The 15,604-nt window shown below is 69.2% G+C and carries 12 protein-coding genes; 7 read left to right on the top strand and 5 right to left on the bottom strand.

Features of this window, described 5'->3' with window-relative positions; genetic code table 11:
* Positions 1 to 294 precede the first annotated feature (294 nt).
* The 3 genes from QM809_RS01360 to QM809_RS01350 form a co-directional block, all read right to left on the bottom strand.
* Positions 295 to 1,929 carry an Hsp70 family protein gene (locus tag QM809_RS01360; protein WP_415044053.1) on the bottom strand — a complete coding sequence of 545 codons (1,635 nt, stop codon included), beginning with the start codon at positions 1,927 to 1,929 and terminating at the stop codon, positions 295 to 297.
* Positions 1,926 to 2,564, bottom strand: a complete 639-nt coding sequence (locus QM809_RS01355; protein WP_415044052.1) for a hypothetical protein — start codon at positions 2,562 to 2,564, stop codon at positions 1,926 to 1,928. The genes QM809_RS01360 and QM809_RS01355 overlap by 4 nt, the downstream gene beginning before the upstream one ends.
* A gap of 388 nt (positions 2,565 to 2,952) precedes the next feature.
* Positions 2,953 to 3,810: a PHP domain-containing protein gene (locus tag QM809_RS01350; protein ID WP_415044051.1), complete on the bottom strand. Its 858-nt coding sequence runs from the start codon at positions 3,808 to 3,810 to the stop codon at positions 2,953 to 2,955.
* Positions 3,811 to 4,337: 527 nt separating this feature from the next.
* Here QM809_RS01350 and QM809_RS01345 point away from each other — a divergent pair.
* From QM809_RS01345 to purM, 3 genes are all read left to right on the top strand, one after another.
* Positions 4,338 to 4,688, top strand: a complete 351-nt coding sequence (locus QM809_RS01345; RefSeq protein WP_415046982.1) for a sterol carrier family protein — start codon at positions 4,338 to 4,340, stop codon at positions 4,686 to 4,688.
* Between the two features lie 201 nt (positions 4,689 to 4,889).
* Positions 4,890 to 6,446 (top strand): amidophosphoribosyltransferase, encoded by a 1,557-nt coding sequence (gene purF / locus QM809_RS01340; RefSeq protein WP_415044050.1) that lies wholly within the window; start codon positions 4,890 to 4,892, stop codon positions 6,444 to 6,446.
* Between the two features lie 247 nt (positions 6,447 to 6,693).
* Positions 6,694 to 7,788, top strand: a complete 1,095-nt coding sequence (gene purM, locus QM809_RS01335) for a phosphoribosylformylglycinamidine cyclo-ligase (RefSeq protein WP_415044049.1) — start codon at positions 6,694 to 6,696, stop codon at positions 7,786 to 7,788.
* 432 nt (positions 7,789 to 8,220) lie between these two features.
* Here the strand turns inward: purM and QM809_RS01330 are convergent, their stop codons facing one another.
* Positions 8,221 to 8,406, bottom strand: a complete 186-nt coding sequence (locus QM809_RS01330) for a DUF3073 domain-containing protein (RefSeq protein ID WP_415044048.1) — start codon at positions 8,404 to 8,406, stop codon at positions 8,221 to 8,223.
* A gap of 168 nt (positions 8,407 to 8,574) precedes the next feature.
* Complete coding sequence (locus QM809_RS01325; RefSeq protein WP_415044047.1) at positions 8,575 to 9,801, bottom strand: YgfZ/GcvT domain-containing protein; 1,227 nt, start codon at positions 9,799 to 9,801, stop codon at positions 8,575 to 8,577.
* A gap of 24 nt (positions 9,802 to 9,825) precedes the next feature.
* Between QM809_RS01325 and QM809_RS01320 the strand changes: the two genes are divergently transcribed.
* From QM809_RS01320 to cydD, 4 genes are all read left to right on the top strand, one after another.
* Entirely contained in the window at positions 9,826 to 10,704 is an 879-nt protein-coding gene (locus QM809_RS01320) for an aminodeoxychorismate lyase (RefSeq protein ID WP_415044046.1), read from the top strand.
* Between the two features lie 520 nt (positions 10,705 to 11,224).
* Positions 11,225 to 12,781 (top strand): cytochrome ubiquinol oxidase subunit I, encoded by a 1,557-nt coding sequence (locus tag QM809_RS01315; RefSeq protein ID WP_415044045.1) that lies wholly within the window; start codon positions 11,225 to 11,227, stop codon positions 12,779 to 12,781.
* Positions 12,782 to 12,794: 13 nt separating this feature from the next.
* Complete coding sequence (gene cydB / locus QM809_RS01310) at positions 12,795 to 13,883, top strand: cytochrome d ubiquinol oxidase subunit II (RefSeq protein ID WP_415044043.1); 1,089 nt, start codon at positions 12,795 to 12,797, stop codon at positions 13,881 to 13,883.
* Positions 13,880 to 15,604, top strand: a complete 1,725-nt coding sequence (cydD, locus tag QM809_RS01305; RefSeq protein WP_415044042.1) for a thiol reductant ABC exporter subunit CydD — start codon at positions 13,880 to 13,882, stop codon at positions 15,602 to 15,604. The genes cydB and cydD overlap by 4 nt, the downstream gene beginning before the upstream one ends.

Raw genomic sequence — 15,604 nt, 5'->3', positions numbered from 1 at the left:
GGTCGGGTTGCCGCTCGGGCTCAGAGGTGCGGGACGACGGCTGCGTCGATGTCAGTCCGGCGATCGCATCCGCGCCGTTCTCGTCGTCCCACGCTGCGAAGCGCTTGCACGCCTCGCCCACGGGTCCGTGTCGGTCTGCTTGGAGATTCCAGTATTGGCGAACAGCTTTGAAATGGGCAGCCGGATCCGCCGCCGCAGCAGGCGACCATTGGTACAGTTCGGTCGGCGAGGGTATCTCGCCGCTCTTGCGATATTCGGCGATGACCGCCGTCTTGTAGCGGGCGGGGTCGAATGTCACGATGCGCTCACCTTGAGCAAGGACACCCGCGTCGCCTGCTGAGCGATGTCTTCTTCGGAAAGCACCGCGACGCGGACCTGGACGTGTGCGGTCAGCCCAGTGGCGACGTGAGTCGCGTTCATGCTGATGGCGCCCTCGGCGTCTACGTTGTATTCGACCTGGATCTCATCGCCGGCCGGTCGGGGAGGGAAGCCGGTGATGGTGCCGGTGCCTCGGTCGATGAGCTCATTCGCCTCGACGTCTTCGGACGGTACGGCACTGGCCTGCTGGAAAAGTTTGAGGGCGACCTGGGTCTGGTTGTTCTGGGCCGTGCCGTAGCTTCGATACACCGGTTCGGCAAGCGGGATCTCGGTGTTCTGGTCGATCACGCAATCGATGTAAGGCTTGTGATCGGCGCCCCTGACCAGCTGTACGCCGATGGCCTTCGGCAAGACGTTGCGGGTCTCCTTGTTCGCGATGGCCGCCACGGCATCGAAGTCGAGTCCGGCCGCTGCGGCGACTCCGGCGATGGCCGCGGTGGTGTTCGCACCGGTCGATCCCCCCGCGGATTCGGCGTTCTCCATCCACTCATGGACCTGGCGGCCGAGAGCGAAGATCGCGGCCCCCTTCGCCACTGCGAGATCGGGGTCGTGAACGCGTGGTTCCCAACCGAATTCGTTGCGGAGTGCCTCGGTGATGGCGGGCATCCGGGTGGAACCTCCGACCAGGATGACGTCATCGATCCTCGTCGACCCGTGCTTCGCCTCAAGTGTGCGTAGCGCGCGCCGAGTGATGGTCACGGTGTCGTCGACGAGGTGGCGGGTCAGACCGTTGAACTCGTCTCGGGTGATCTCCACGGTTGCGGAGTTTCCGTCGTGACGCAAGGGGAGCTTCTTGCTCGCTGCGGTCGACAGGTTCTTCTTCGCCTGTTCGGCTTTCGTCGCGATCTCTTGAAGGAAGGCATCGTCGAGTTCGGCATCGGTGTCTCCGGTTGCAGCGACATAGCGCTCCAGGATCAGATTCACCAGCTCCCTGTCCCAATCGGCACCGCCCAGTTCTTGATCGCCGTCGGTGACCAGGACTCGGAACTTTCCGTTGTCGACCGTCATCACCGATATGTCGAAGGTGCCGCCTCCGAGGTCGAAAACCAGGATGGTGCGTCCGTCGGTGTCGTTGGTGACGTCGTAGTGCAGAGCAGCGGCCACGGGTTCGGGGATGATCGAGAGCACGTTGAGCCCGGCGATCTGTCCTGCCGCTTTGGTCGCTTCGCGTTCCAGCTGGCCGAAGTATGCGGGGACCGTGATGACGACGTCGTTGGTCTCGCTGCCCAATGTCGCGTTGGCGCCGTCGACGAGGTTGCGGAGGATCAGTGACGAGATGGTCTCCGGTGTATACGTTTGGCCGAAGAAGTCCTGCGACCAGTTGGTGCCCATCTGGCGCTTGATGAGGGACAACACCGAGTCCGGGTTGACGACGGCGTTCTCCTTTGCCGTCGACCCGACCACGACATTGGTCTCGTCTTCGAACCACACGACGCTCGGTGTGGTCTCCTCGCCGTTCTCATTACGTGCGATGATCGGGGTGCCCGCATCGTCGAGTGTCGCGACGGCCGAGTAGGTGGTGCCGAGGTCGATTCCAAGCGGACGGCTCACTGGAGTTCTTCTTTCTCTTCGAACTTGTAGATCTTCACGCGTGCGAGTCCGGTGGTCTTACCGCTTTCCCTGTTCGTGTAGAGGCGGCCACGGGCTTCGGCGACGGTGCGATCTCTGGTCGAGTCGTCTGTCGGGACGCGCCCGACGACCCGATGCCGGCGAGCATCGAACGGTTCTCCCTCCTCGACCACGGAAGCGGTGATCCCCTCGTCTGCGAGGAGTTCTTCGATCTCCACCGCATACGTCTCGAATCTGGACGCGACGTCTCCGTCGGAGGCCGCGGCATCGTCGATGAGATCGTCGTGAAGGCTCTGGAGTCGAGTGGTGACCTGCTGTACCGCCGTACGGGCCAACTGATCGAGAAGGAGGCGATTCTGTTCCGCGAGGTCCTTCAGAACTGCCTCACGAGCTGCGGAGCGTGTATTGAACTGCTCCACGGTGGTGCTCAATTCGGTGAGACGCCTGCTCTGATCGGTGAGTGCGGAGTGGAGCACGATGAAGTCGTCGACATCGCTCTTCGCTGTCGGCTCTGCTGAGCCGGTGGCGGGGGTGTCTGCCAGCGGACCCGCTTCCGGTCTCTCCGCGTCAACGGGCGACTCGGCACGCGGTTGCGGAGAAGTGGATTCCGGAGTCAACGGGGAAGGCGGTGCGGGAGCATCGGATTCGGTGGGAACCGGCCACGGAGCGTGGGGTGTCGTAGGCGTCGCGAGGCCGCCGGGAAGCGCCCACGGGTTCGGTTCTGTCGGTGCCTCGGAGGAGTATTCGGCAGGAGTTCCGCTAACGGGCGCAGGGTCTGAAGGAACAGGTACTGTGGTCTCGGTCGGTGCGTAGGCATCGGCTTCTGCGGCTGTAGACGTGCCGCGGTCGGATCGGCCGTGTCTTCCGAGTATCCCCATAGCGTTTCTGTCCCCCCGTCAAGATCGAAAGCTCGTATTCGAGTTATGGTGCAAACCTAGCATTGCCCTACGACAACGTATCGATCTCGTCGGCGTCGTGTGTTTGCGATCGGCACTTCAGGCGGACTCACTCGAACGGTGCGATCAGCCCCAGATCGATGATCTGCTCCACGACCTCGTCGGACGTCCTCTCCTGCCCGATCCGCAGGGTCTTGTTGGTGCCGTGGTAGTCGCTCGATCCGGTCTGCAGCAGACCCAGATCGGCGGCGATCCCGGACAGTTCGGCGCGCGCGGCGTCGTCGTGGTCGGGGTGCTCCACTTCCAGGCCGCGTAGACCCAGCGGGATCAGCGTCTCGATCAGCTCCGGGGTCAGGACCGCTCCCGCGCCGCGGGCCCGGCCGTGCGCGATCACCGGGACACCGCCCGCCGCGGCCACCAGTGCGACGCCCTCGGTCAGCGGCAGCGCCCGCAGCGGCGCGTAATACGGGCCCTTCTCGTTGAGCAGTTCGGCGAACGCCTCCGTCACGGAGTCGACCGCGCCGATCTCCATCAGCGCGCGGCCGATGTGCGGGCGGCTGATCGAGCTGTTCCCGGCGATCTCGGTGACCCGTTCCAGCGAGATGTCGTAGCCCGCGGCGATCAGGTTCTCCACGATCCGGGTGCCGCGGCCCGACCGCTCGGCCCGCATCCGCTCCCACTCGGACACGACCCCCGGGTTCTCCCGGTCGAACAGATAGCCGAGCAGGTGGATCGAGATCAACCTGCCGTCGTCGTCGGGGTGTTTGGTGGAGAACTCGGTCGCCGGCAGCACGCGCATGCTGGCGGGCAGGAGATCGCGTGCCTCGTCCCAGTGGTCGGCGGTGTCGTGGTCGGTGATGCCGAGCGTGGCGAGCCCGGCGGCCTGCGCCGCGGCGAACAACTCGGCGACGCTGTCGGTCCCATCGGACCAGGTGGTGTGGACGTGGAGATCGGCGGTACGGGTCACGTCTTCGAGGTTAGCCCTCGTGTTCCCTCCGTTCCCCGAGCTGAGGAGGAACGCAGTGACGCGTCGAGTCGAAGGGGGTCTCGACTCCGCTCGACCAGCGAGGAGTGCTCGCTCGACCACCGAGACGGGCTCACTGCCTCGACCTCCGAGACGGGCTCACTGCCTCGACCTCCGAGACGGGCTCACTGCCTCGACCTCCGAGACGGGCTCGCTGCACTGTCGTGATTCTTGTCGGGAACAGAGGATCGGCGTCGCGGTTCTTGTCGGGAGCGGGGCGAGAATCGCGACGCAGGGGTCCGGGCTTCGACACGGTCTCGTCACTTCGTTCCTCGACCGGCTCAGCCGGCGGCATGTCCGAGGCGGGAGGCTGCGACGTGTCGGCATTCCGGCGGGGGACGGGGCCGCGGCCTGTCGGCGTGATAGGCGGCCGGGGTAGTGCGCCGACTATCCTCGCCGCAGTGACCCCTGGGGAAGGAGCGCGCCGCGTGGCGACGAAGAAGGTGGATCCGGCCGAACTGCGTGCGGCGATGCTCGCGGTGGCCGACTGGTTGCACGACGACTCCCGGCCCGCCCCGTCCCGCCCCGCGCTGGCCGCCGCGGTCCGACTGTCCGCCCGCGCGCTGGCCCAGGACGCGCCCGGCAACGCCGTCGAGGTGCGGGTGCCGCCCTTCGTCGCCGTCCAATGCCTGGAAGGGGTCCGGCACACCCGCGGGACGCCGCCCAACGTCGTCGAGACCACGCCCCGGCAGTGGCTGCTGCTGGCGGCCGGGCTGGCCGACCTCGACGAGGCGATCGCCGACCACCGGGTGAGCGCTTCGGGCCACCGGGCCGCCGACGTCGCCGGACACCTGCCGCTGGTTCCGCTCCGTCGAACATGACGCCACCGGCACGTCGGCACGGGTCACCCGGGATACGAACCGGGGTTCTCCGGCGTGTCGCGGAGTGCGTCCGGTGTGTCGACCACCACGTCACATCTGCCGATCGTGTCTGTTCACGCAGCGATCCGACACGTAAACTCGCGGGTACGTACGCCCGCAACAGCCCACCTCGGTGCGTCGAGAAAGAACCGGAGAGTCCTGGTGACCGAGCTGTCCGTCCACTCGTCCAATCTGCTGAACCTCGAAGAGCCCGAGAACGAACCCCGTGAAGAATGCGGTGTGTTCGGTGTCTGGGCGCCCGGCGAGGACGTCGCGAAACTGGCCTACTACGGCCTCTACGCCCTGCAGCACCGCGGCCAGGAGGCCGCGGGCATCGCCGTCGGCGACGGCGCGCAGGTCCTGGTGTTCAAGGACCTCGGCCTGGTGAGCCAGGTGTTCGACGAGCAGACGCTCGGCTCGATGCACGGGCACGTCGCCGTCGGACACTGTCGGTACTCGACGACCGGCTCCACCACCTGGGAGAACTCCCAGCCGATCTTCCGGCACACCGCCGCAGGCAACGGCGTGGCGCTCGGGCACAACGGCAACCTGGTGAACACCGCCGCGCTCGCGCAGCGGGCCCGGGACCTGGGCATCTACGGTTCGAGCGAATCGGCCACCTCCGACTCGGACGTGATCGGCGCGCTCCTGGCCCACGAGGCCGCCGACAAGACGCTGGAGCAGGCCGCCCTCGAACTGCTGCCGACCCTGCGCGGCGCGTTCTGCCTCACCTTCCAGGACGAGAACACCCTGTACGCGGCCCGTGACCCGCACGGCATCCGTCCGCTCGCTCTCGGCCGCCTCGACCGCGGCTGGGTGGTGGCCTCGGAGACCGCGGCCCTGGACATCGTGGGTGCGTCGTACGTCCGGGAGATCGAACCCGGCGAGATGCTCGCGATCGACGCCGACGGCGTCCGCAGCAGCCGGTTCGCCGAGCCGACGCCGAAGGGCTGCATCTTCGAGTACGTGTACCTGGCCCGCCCGGACAGCGTGATCAACGGCCGTTCGGTGCACTCGGCCCGCGTGGACATCGGCCGCCGTCTGGCCCGGGAGTTCCCGGCCGACGGCGACCTGGTGATCCCGGTCCCCGAGTCGGGCACCCCCGCCGCCGTCGGCTACGCCCAGGAATCGGGGATACCGTACGGCCAGGGCCTGATGAAGAACGCCTACGTGGGCCGCACCTTCATCCAGCCCAGCCAGACCATCCGGCAGCTCGGCATCCGCCTCAAACTCAACCCGCTCAAAGAGGTGATCCGCGGGAAGCGCCTGGTGGTGGTCGACGACTCGATCGTCCGCGGCAACACCCAGCGCGCGCTGATCCGCATGCTGCGGGAGGCCGGCGCCGCCGAGGTGCACGTGCGCATCGCGTCGTCGCCCGTGCGCTGGCCGTGCTTCTACGGCATCGACTTCGCCTCGCCGGCCGAGCTCATCGCCAACGGCATGGAGTCCGAGGAGCATCTGGTGGACGGCGTCTGCCAGGCGATCGGCGCGGATTCGCTGGGGTACGTCAGCGTCGACGAGATGGTCGCCGCCACCCAGCAGCCCGGTGACGCGCTGTGCGCGGCGTGCTTCGACGGCAAGTACCCGATCGAGCTGCCTCGGGAGACCTCGATGGGCAAGGCCGTGCTGGAGACCATGCGGAAGAACCCGAACGCCGCCGAGGCGATCGATCCGCTCACCACGGCCAACGACAACGTCAGCGCCGTAATGCGCCCGTAGCGTCCCTCGCGCCTCTCCTCGCCGGTCGAGAGATCTCGACTCCGCTCGATCCGCGGGTCGGGGCTCGATCCGCGGTTCCGTCGAGAGCGTTCGCCGGATCCCCAGCGGGACCGCTCCCCGGATCTCCGGCGAGACCGTCCGTCGACGGGTACACGGCGTGGTCCGACTGCGGGCTCTCCGGTACCCTGGTCACGGCGCTGAGACGCATTCGCGGTGCGCCCTTCTCACCGGTCAACCAAGGAGAGCCATGAACGACGGCCCCGTCGCCAATCCCGTCGAGAACGGAGCCGCCTCGTATGCGGCCGCCGGCGTCGACATCGATGCGGGTGAACGCGCCGTCGAACTCTTCGCGCCGCACGCCAAGCGAGCCACCCGCCCCGAGGTGATGGGCGGCCTGGGCGGCTTCGCCGGGCTCTTCTCCCTCAAGGGCGACTACCGCGAGCCGGTGCTCGCCGCCTCCAGCGACGGCGTCGGCACCAAGCTGGCCGTCGCGCAGGCGCTGGGCATCCACCACACCGTCGGCCGCGACCTGGTCGCCATGGTCGTCGACGACCTCGTGGTCTGCGGCGCCGAACCGCTGTTCCTGCAGGACTACATCGCCATCGGCAAGGTGGTCCCGGAGATGGTCGCCGACATCGTGCGCGGCATCGCCGACGGCTGCTACGACGCCGGCTGCGCCCTGCTGGGCGGCGAGACCGCCGAGCACCCGGGCCTGATGGAGGACGGCCACTACGACATCTCCGCCACCGGCGTGGGCGTGGTGGAAGCCGATTCGATCCTCGGCCCGGACCGTGTGCGCCCCGGCGACGTCGTGATCGCGATGGGCTCGTCCGGTCTGCACTCCAACGGCTACTCGCTGGCCCGCAAGGTCCTGCTCGAATGGGGCCACATGGACCTCGAAGGTCACGTGGAGGAGCTCGACCGCACCCTCGGCGAGGAACTCCTGGAGCCGACGCGCATCTACGCCAAGGACTGCCTGGCGCTGGCCGCCGAGACCGAGGTGCGCACCTTCGCGCACGTCACCGGCGGCGGACTCGCCGACAACCTCGCGCGCGTGTTGCCCTCCGGGCTCTCGGCGCAGCTCGAGCGCGGCTCGTGGACGCCGGCCCCGATCTTCTCGCTGATCGCGCAGCGCGGTCGGGTGGAGCGGGCCGAGATGGAGCGCACCTTCAACATGGGCGTCGGCATGGTCGCCGTCGTCGCCCCGGAGGACACCGACCGCGCCCAGGCCATCCTGACCGCACGGCACCTGGACAACTGGGTTCTCGGTTCCATCGTCCGGAACGACGAAGCCGGTGCCGCCGGACACGCGGAACTGCTCGGCGAGTACGCGCGCTTCTGAACGACTGATCGCCGCCCGACGACACCAATTGGGCGGCACGACGACTCGGGCTCGACCGGCGGGGTGAACCCCCGCGCCGGTCGAGCCCGAGTCGTCTGCGAGGCTTCCGGCGATCGACCGACCGATCGCGGTGTTCGATCGATCACGGTGATGCCGACACCCGACCGCCGTCGTACCGGCCGCCTCGATCGAGACAGCCGCCGGTACGGTGCGCGGGCACGTTGATCCGTCGTGAGCGACGCCGTGAGGAATAAGGGGCACGGTCGTCGACGGAGGCTCGTGCGGCGAACGCGAGGTTCACCCGGGAACCGCCCGGTCGGACGAGGCCGACTCGAGCGGAGAATGCCAAGCCCTGGAAGAGAATGACCGGAAAACCCGGCCGCCACACGACGTGGGGCCGGGTTCCTCCAGCGTTGGTGAGAAGCAGGCGCGTCAGGCGCGCCGCCACTCCTCTTCGGAGTAGCGGTCCACGTCGGCCCAGTCGTCGACCGGACTGTGGGACTGGCCTGCACTGCCCGACAGCTCGCGTTGCAGGCTGTCGAGATCGGTGTTCGGCGTCGAGTACTTCAGCTGACGAGCAACCTTCGTCTGCTTAGCTTTTGCCCGGCCACGGCCCATAGGGGACCCCCTCGCACAATGACGGGGCGGCCACGTGGTGGCGGCCCCGTTCTACTCGTTAGTTATATTCCTGGTGCACAGTCTACCCCGCTTCCGCGGATTATGTAGCCGCCGGGTGTTGTCCGCGCGGCGCAGGGTCTGACCTGGGGTTTTCCGAAGAGGGCTGGGTCAGCCGCGGCCGCGGAGCCGAGATTGGGCCGCACGACCGGCGGGCACGGCGTCGTCGTCGACGTAGTGGTCCGGATCGATCCGGGCGGCGACGCCGTCGCCCTCCCCGGCGCTCAGCTCGGCATCCACGGGGACGTTGCGCTTCACCAGGGCCAGCGCGATCGGGCCCAGATCGCAGTGGTCGACGACGGTGCCCACCCGGCCGACCGTCCGGCCCGCCAGGGTCACCGGGTCGCCGGTGGCCGGACGCCCGTCGGCGCTGCCGTCGAGGTGCAGCAGCACCAGCCGCCGCGGGGGACGACCGAGATTGTGCACGCGGGCGACGGTCTCCTGCCCGCGGTAGCAGCCCTTCTCCAGGTGGACGGCGCCGGTGAGATTCGGCCCGCTCGCTCCGCTCCCGGCGCCGGTGAGATTCGGCCCGCTCCCGGTCCCGGTGAGACCGCCGTCGCCGATCCAGTCGGCCTCGTGGGCGATGGTGCGCTCATCGGTGTCCAGGCCCAGGCGGGGACGCACGGCCGCCACCCGCAGCGCCTCCTGCGCCCACACCCCGCCCGGCGTCGCACCGGCCGCGGTGATCTCCCGCCACCACATCTCCACCTCGGTGTCGGGCACCACCAGATCCACCACCGGCAGCGAACGGCCCTCGCCGATCGACGGCATGATCCGCCAGAACCCCAGCGGTTCGTCCTCGTGGTGCATCTCGGGCAGATCGCCCGCGTCGTAGACTCGGGAGTGGTCGTGGATCTCGAGCATCTCCGCGAGCGGCCCCGAGCGGGCGGCCGGGCCGATCAGGGTGAGCACGTGCATGTCCGGGCGCGGCGTCACCGCCACCGCGGCGCGGAAGACCATGCGGCCGAGATAGTCGGCGAGCGCGGTGCCGCGGCCGTGCTCGGTGTCGAGCCAGGTCACCAGGTCGACGTCGGTGAGGGTGAAATGGTCCTCGACGCGGCCGTTGACGTCCAGGGAGAGGCTCTCGGCGCTCTTGCGGTCACCGAGGCCGGCCACGGACTGGGAGACGATCGAGTGGAGCCACGTGAGACGGTCGCCGTCGGCGAGTTCGATCACCGCGCGATCGCTGCGGTCGACGATGATCGCGCCGCGGGCGGCGGCGCGCTGCTCCCCGAGCGGGTCGCCGTAGTGCCAGGCGACGCCGGGACTCGGGTCTCCGTCCGGCGTCGGCACCGCAGCAGGGTGATGGAGCAGGATCGGCGAACGCGCGTCGGTCATGGATGGCAGTCTACGGTGGCAACCATGTCGATGATCGTGGTCTCCGGTGACGGCCGGCTGCTGGACCCGGATGTTCCCCTGCTCCATGCCGACGACCTGGCGGCTCTCCGCGGCGACGGCGTCTTCGAGACGCTGCTGGTCCGCGACGCGCGGGCGCTGCTCGTCGAACCGCATCTGGACCGGCTCGCGGAGGGCGCCGCCGCCCTCGCGCTGCCCGCGCCGGACGTCGCGGCGCTGGCGCACGCGATCGACGTCGCGGCGCGGGAGTGGGCCGACGCCGGCGAATCCCGGATCGGCGGGGCGGGGGAGGGGATGCTGCGCGTCGCCTACTCGCGGGGCCGGGAGAGCGCACCGGACGGTCCGCCGACCGCGTATGTGACCGTCGGGCCGGTGGCCGCGCGGGTGGCGCAGGTGCGCCGTGCGGGGATCTCGGCGATCACCCTGGACCGCGGGTTCGACGTGACCGCGGCCGCCGCCGCGCCCTGGCTGCTGGCCGGGATCAAGGCGCTCGCGTACGCCGGGAACGCCGCCGCACTCCGGCACGCCGTCGCGCTCGGCGCCGACGACGCGCTCTTCCTCGGCGCCGACGGCACGGTGCTGGAGGGGCCGCGCTCCTCGGTGGTGATCGAACGCGACGGCGCACTGCTGACGCCGCCCCGCAGCCTGCCGATCCTGCCCGGGACCACGGTGGCGGCGCTCTTCGCACACGCCGCCGCGGCGGGCATCGAGACGGCCGAGGAGAGGTTCACCGTCGACGAACTGCACGACGCCGACGGCGTGTGGCTGCTCTCGTCGGTGACGCTGGCCGCACATGTGAACACCCTCGACGGGGCGGCGCTGGCGTCGTCGTCGACGGTGGACGTGCCGGGGCTGGTGGAGGCCGCGGTGTCGGTGGCGGACTGAGCGACCTCCGGCTCGGGTGCCGCCCCGCAGATCCCCGAGCCGGTGCGGAACGCGGTGACGAACCGAGTCGAAGGGGCTCGGCGTCGCCGATCGCGGGTGTCGGGGCGGTGCGGCTTCGACTCACGCTCCGTCACTGCGTTCCTCCGCGTGGCTCAGCCGGCGGAGGAAGACGCTCGTCGGTGCGAAGGAGTGCACAGTCGGCGGCGGGAGGTATTCGTCGGCGAGAAGAGGTCTCGACGGGCGGAGGAAGGCTCTCGGCGGCGGGCGGCGACGAGCACGGGTGGGGGACGAGTTTGCGGCAACCCCTGCGCGGCGGGGTGGACGGGGTCATGATGACACCGGGTGAACACGGTGTGAAAACCCCCACACGCAGGGTGTTCGAGCGGGGCCTTAGGTCCCGCACGGGTGGATCCGACTGCGTCGGGACGTTACGTTCTCCGTGTATCACTACGTTCCGTAGTAGGACGGTACGCAGCGGTCCGGCAGCCCCCGGGTCCGCTTTCGGGGAAGGGAGTCCTGCGTGGACCTCGTAGACATCTCACGGTGGCAGTTCGGCATCACCACCGTGTACCACTTCGTTCTGGTGCCGCTGACCATCGGTCTGGCGCCGATGATCGCCGTCATGCAGACCGTCTGGCTGCGCACGGGGAACGAGGCCTGGCTGCGTGCCACCAAGTTCTTCGGCAAGGTCTTCCTGATCAACTTCGCCCTCGGCGTGGCCACCGGCATCGTGCAGGAGTTCCAGTTCGGCATGAACTGGAGCCAGTACAGCCGCTTCGTCGCCGACGTCTTCGGCGCGCCGCTGGCCTTCGAGGCCCTCGTCGCGTTCTTCCTGGAGTCGACCTTCCTCGGCCTGTGGTTCTTCGGCTGGAAGAAGCTGCCCAAAGCCGTGCACCTGACCTGCATCTGGCTGGTGGCCATCGGCGTCACCGCCTCGGCGTACTTCATCATCGCGGCGAACTCGTTCATGCAGCACCCGGTGGGCGTCGAGTGGAACGAGACGCTGCAGCGTCCGCAGATGAACAACTTCATCGCCGTGCTCACCAACAACACGACGCTGGTCGCGTTCCCGCACGTCGTCCTGGGCGCCTGGCTCACCGCCGCGACCGTCGTCGCCGCGGTCTGCATCTGGTGGATGGCCCGCAACAGCCACCGCGCCAAGCAGCTCGAGGCCGGTGACGCCCCCGTCACCACCGCACCCAGCCAGCTGGGCGCCGACGCCGAGACCCTGCGCGGCGAGAACGACACGCTGTGGCGTCCGGTCGCCAAGTTCGCGCTGTGGACCACCATCGTCGCCGGTGTCGGCCTGATCATCACCGGTGACATGCAGGCCAAGCTGATGTTCGAGCAGCAGCCGATCAAGATGGCCGCCGCCGAATCGCTCTGCGAGACCGAGGAGGGCGCCGGCTTCTCGGTGCTCGCCATCGGCCGTCAGAACAACTGCGACAACATCGAGCACATCGTCACCGTCCCGAACATGCTCTCGTTCCTCGCCGACAGCGACTTCAACAGCGAGGTGAAGGGCGTCAAGCAACTCCAGGCCGAGTACGAGAAGGCGTTCGCCGACGCCGGGATCGACATGTCGGGCCAGAACTTCGCGCCCAACCTGTTCATCACGTACTGGACCTTCCGCGCCATGATCTTCTGGGGTCTGGGCTCGGTGATCATCGCCCTCGGCGGCCTCTGGTACCTGCGCAAGGGCCGGATCGAGGTGCCCAAGCGGTTCGGCACCGTCGCGCTGTGGATGATGCCGACCCCGTTCCTGGCGAACTCCTCGGGCTGGGTCTTCACCGAGATGGGCCGCCAGCCGTGGGTCGTGGTCCCGAACTGGGCCGACCCGACCGAGGCCGATCCGTTCAAGATCCACATGCTGGTGCAGGACGGCGTCTCGCTCTCCAACTCGGCGGGCGCGGTGCTGACCACCCTGATCGGTTTCACGCTGCTCTACGGCGCGCTCGGCGTCGTCTGGTTCATGCTGGAGCGCCGCTACGTCCGCGAGGGCCCGGACGCTCCGGCCGACCCGCACGCGCCGGCCGCCGACCCCGAAGAGAGCGAAAAGCTCTCCTTCCAGTACTAAGAGGAGGACTTCGATGACTCTCGAGACTTTCTGGTTCATCCTGATCGCGGTCCTGTTCATCGGATACTTCGTCCTCGAAGGCTTCGATTTCGGCGTCGGCATGCTGATGCCCTTCCTCGGCCGCAGCCGTGAGGACGAGACCGATCCGCTGGCCGGCGACAAACGCCGTCGCCTGGTGATCAACACCATCGGCCCGGTGTGGGACGGCAACGAGGTGTGGCTGCTCACCGCGGGCGGCGCCATGTTCGCGGCGTTCGGCGGCTGGTACGCCACCCTGTTCTCCGGCTTCTACCTCCCGCTGTTCCTGATCCTGGTGGCGCTGATCATCCGCATCTGCGCGATAGAATGGCGGCCCAAGATCAACGACCCGCAGTGGCGCAAGTGGTGCGACGTCGGGATCGGCATCGGTTCGTGGGTCCCGGCGATCCTGTGGGGGGTCGCGTTCGCCAACATCGTGCGCGGCGTCCCGATCGAGATGCAGGGTCCCAACCACGTCTACGTCGGCGGTTTCTTCAACCTGCTGAACCCGTACGCGCTGCTCGGCGGCGCCACCGTGACCCTGGCGTTCCTGACGCACGGCGCGATCTTCGTCGCGCTCAAGACCAAGGGCGCCATGCACGACGACGCCGCGCGCCTCGCGGCCCTGCTCGCGATCCCGACCCTGGTGGTGGCCGGAGCCTTCGTCCTGTGGACGCAGCTCGCCTACGGCAAGGGCTGGACCTGGATCGTCTTCGTCGTCACCGTGATCGCCGCGCTGGCCATGGTCGCCATGACCCGGCTGCGTCGTGAGGGCTGGGCGTTCGTCGCCAACGCGCTCGCCATCGCCGGCGTCGTGGCGCTGCTGTTCGGTTCGCTGTTCCCGAACGTGATGCCGTCGAGCCTCGACGAGGCGTTCAACCTGACGACCACCAACTCGTCGTCGAGCCACTACACGCTCGTCATCATGAGCTGGGCGGCTGTCGTGATGACGCCGGTCGTGATCGGATACCAGGCATGGAGTTACTGGGTGTTCCGGAAGCGCCTCTCCCTGGAGGACGTGCCGGAGGTGGCGGCGGGCCTCTCGCCGACGGACGCGCCGAGCGAGGCGACCGCCGGGAAGTGAACCGCCCCGACGTCGTCGACGACGCGGATCCGGCGGGCGCCGGAAGGCCCCCGCTGGATCCGCGTCTGCTGCGGTACTCGCCGACCGCGCGCCGGTACATCGCCGTCACGGCGGTGTTCACCGCGGCCACCGTCGGCGCGATGATCGTGGCGGCGGTCGCGATCGCCGGACTGCTGTCGGAGATCATCGTCGACCCGTCCGCCCGCACCTTCGCGGCGCAGGCGGTGCACCTGTGGGTGCTCGCCGCGGCGCTGACCGTGCGGGTCGCGCTGAGCTATCTGTCCGGGCGTTACGCGCACCGCGCCGCCCTCGACACCATCGCCGAACTCCGCGCCCGGGCCCTCGACACGCTCACCGATCCGGCGCGCACCTCGCCGCGGGAACTGCTGTCGGCGCGGGAACGCGCGCTCACCGTCGCTCTGCGCGGCCTGGACAGCCTGGTCGACTACTTCGCCGGGTACCTGCCCGCGCTGCTCTCCACGGTCCTCATCACCCCGATCGTGGTGGGCGTGATCACCTGGGCCGACTGGCCGTCGGGCCTGGTCGTGCTCATCACGCTGCCGCTGATCCCGCTCTTCATGATCCTCATCGGGCTGGTCACCCGCGACCGCACCGAACGCAAACTCGAGTCGATGGCCGCGCTGACCGCCAGTCTGATGGACCTGCTCACCGGGCTGCCGACGCTCCGCGCCCTCGGCCGGGCCCAGGCGCCCGCCGCGCAGGTCGCCCGGCTCGGCCAGAACCTGCGCCGGAGCAGCATGTCCGCGCTGCGGATCGCGTTCCTCTCCGGCACGGCCCTGGAACTGATCGCCACGCTGAGCGTCGCGGTGGTCGCGGTGGGGATCGGCATGCGCCTGGTGTACGGGGAGATGGGTCTGTACGCGGGCATCCTGGCGCTGGTCCTGGCGCCGGAGGCCTACCTCCCGCTGCGCCAGGTGGGCGCGCAGTTCCACAACTCCGAGGACGGGATGACCGCCGCCCGCGAGGTCCTGGCCTTCATCGACGTCCCCGACGCCGTCGTGCCCGCGGCGGAGCGCACCCCGGTGGTCGTGGCCGGTGCGACCCTCACCCTGACCGGGGTCGGCGTCCACGGCCGCGACGGCTGGGCGCCCCGCGGACTCACTGCGGAACTGCGCCCCGGTCGCCTCACGGTGCTCACCGGCCCCAACGGGAGCGGCAAATCGTCGGTGCTCTCGGTGATCCTGGGTCTGCTGCGCCCCGACGAGGGCGAGGTCCGGATCGCCGGACGGCCGCTGGGCGACGTCGACCCGGACTCGTACCGCAGCCGGATCGCCTGGCTGCCGCAGCAGCCCGTCGTCGTCCCCGGCACCGTCCGCGAGAACCTGGAGCTCTTCGGCGTCCCCGACCCGCGGCGGCTCGACGAGGCGTGCGCGGCCACCGGGTTCGACGCCGTGCTGGCCGACCTCCCGCACGGCTACGACACCCCGCTCGGCACCGGCGGCGCGGGACTCTCCGCAGGCCAGCGGCAGCGCATGGCGCTCACCCGGGTGCTCGCCGCCCCGGCCGACCTGCTCCTGCTCGACGAGCCCACCGCCCACCTCGACGAGGCGAGCGAGGCCGCGGTGCTGGCGGCGATCGCCCGGCGCTCCGGCGACGGCGCCACCGTGGTGATGGTGGCCCACCATGCGAGCGCCGTCGGGATCGGCGACGTCGTCGTCGATCTGGGGGCGCCCGGCGCGGGGGTGGACCGTGCGGAGTGA

The sequence above is a fragment of the Gordonia sp. (in: high G+C Gram-positive bacteria) genome, from assembly GCF_047600385.1.
In the GTDB taxonomy this organism is placed as follows: domain Bacteria; phylum Actinomycetota; class Actinomycetes; order Mycobacteriales; family Mycobacteriaceae; genus Gordonia.
Note: the sequence above shows the minus strand (reverse complement) of the source record. Positions and strands in the feature narration are given on the sequence as shown.

What these genes read in the sequence shown, in the direction of transcription:
- QM809_RS01345 (WP_415046982.1), top strand. Translation starts at nt 4,338, where the DNA reads ATGCTCGCGGTGGCCGACTGGTTGCACGACGACTCCCGGCCCGCCCCG.
- QM809_RS01325 (WP_415044047.1), bottom strand. Translation starts at nt 9,801, where the DNA reads ATGACCGACGCGCGTTCGCCGATCCTGCTCCATCACCCTGCTGCGGTG.
- QM809_RS01320 (WP_415044046.1), top strand. Translation starts at nt 9,826, where the DNA reads ATGTCGATGATCGTGGTCTCCGGTGACGGCCGGCTGCTGGACCCGGAT.
- purM (WP_415044049.1), top strand. Translation starts at nt 6,694, where the DNA reads ATGAACGACGGCCCCGTCGCCAATCCCGTCGAGAACGGAGCCGCCTCG.
- QM809_RS01330 (WP_415044048.1), bottom strand. Translation starts at nt 8,406, where the DNA reads ATGGGCCGTGGCCGGGCAAAAGCTAAGCAGACGAAGGTTGCTCGTCAG.
- cydB (WP_415044043.1), top strand. Translation starts at nt 12,795, where the DNA reads ATGACTCTCGAGACTTTCTGGTTCATCCTGATCGCGGTCCTGTTCATC.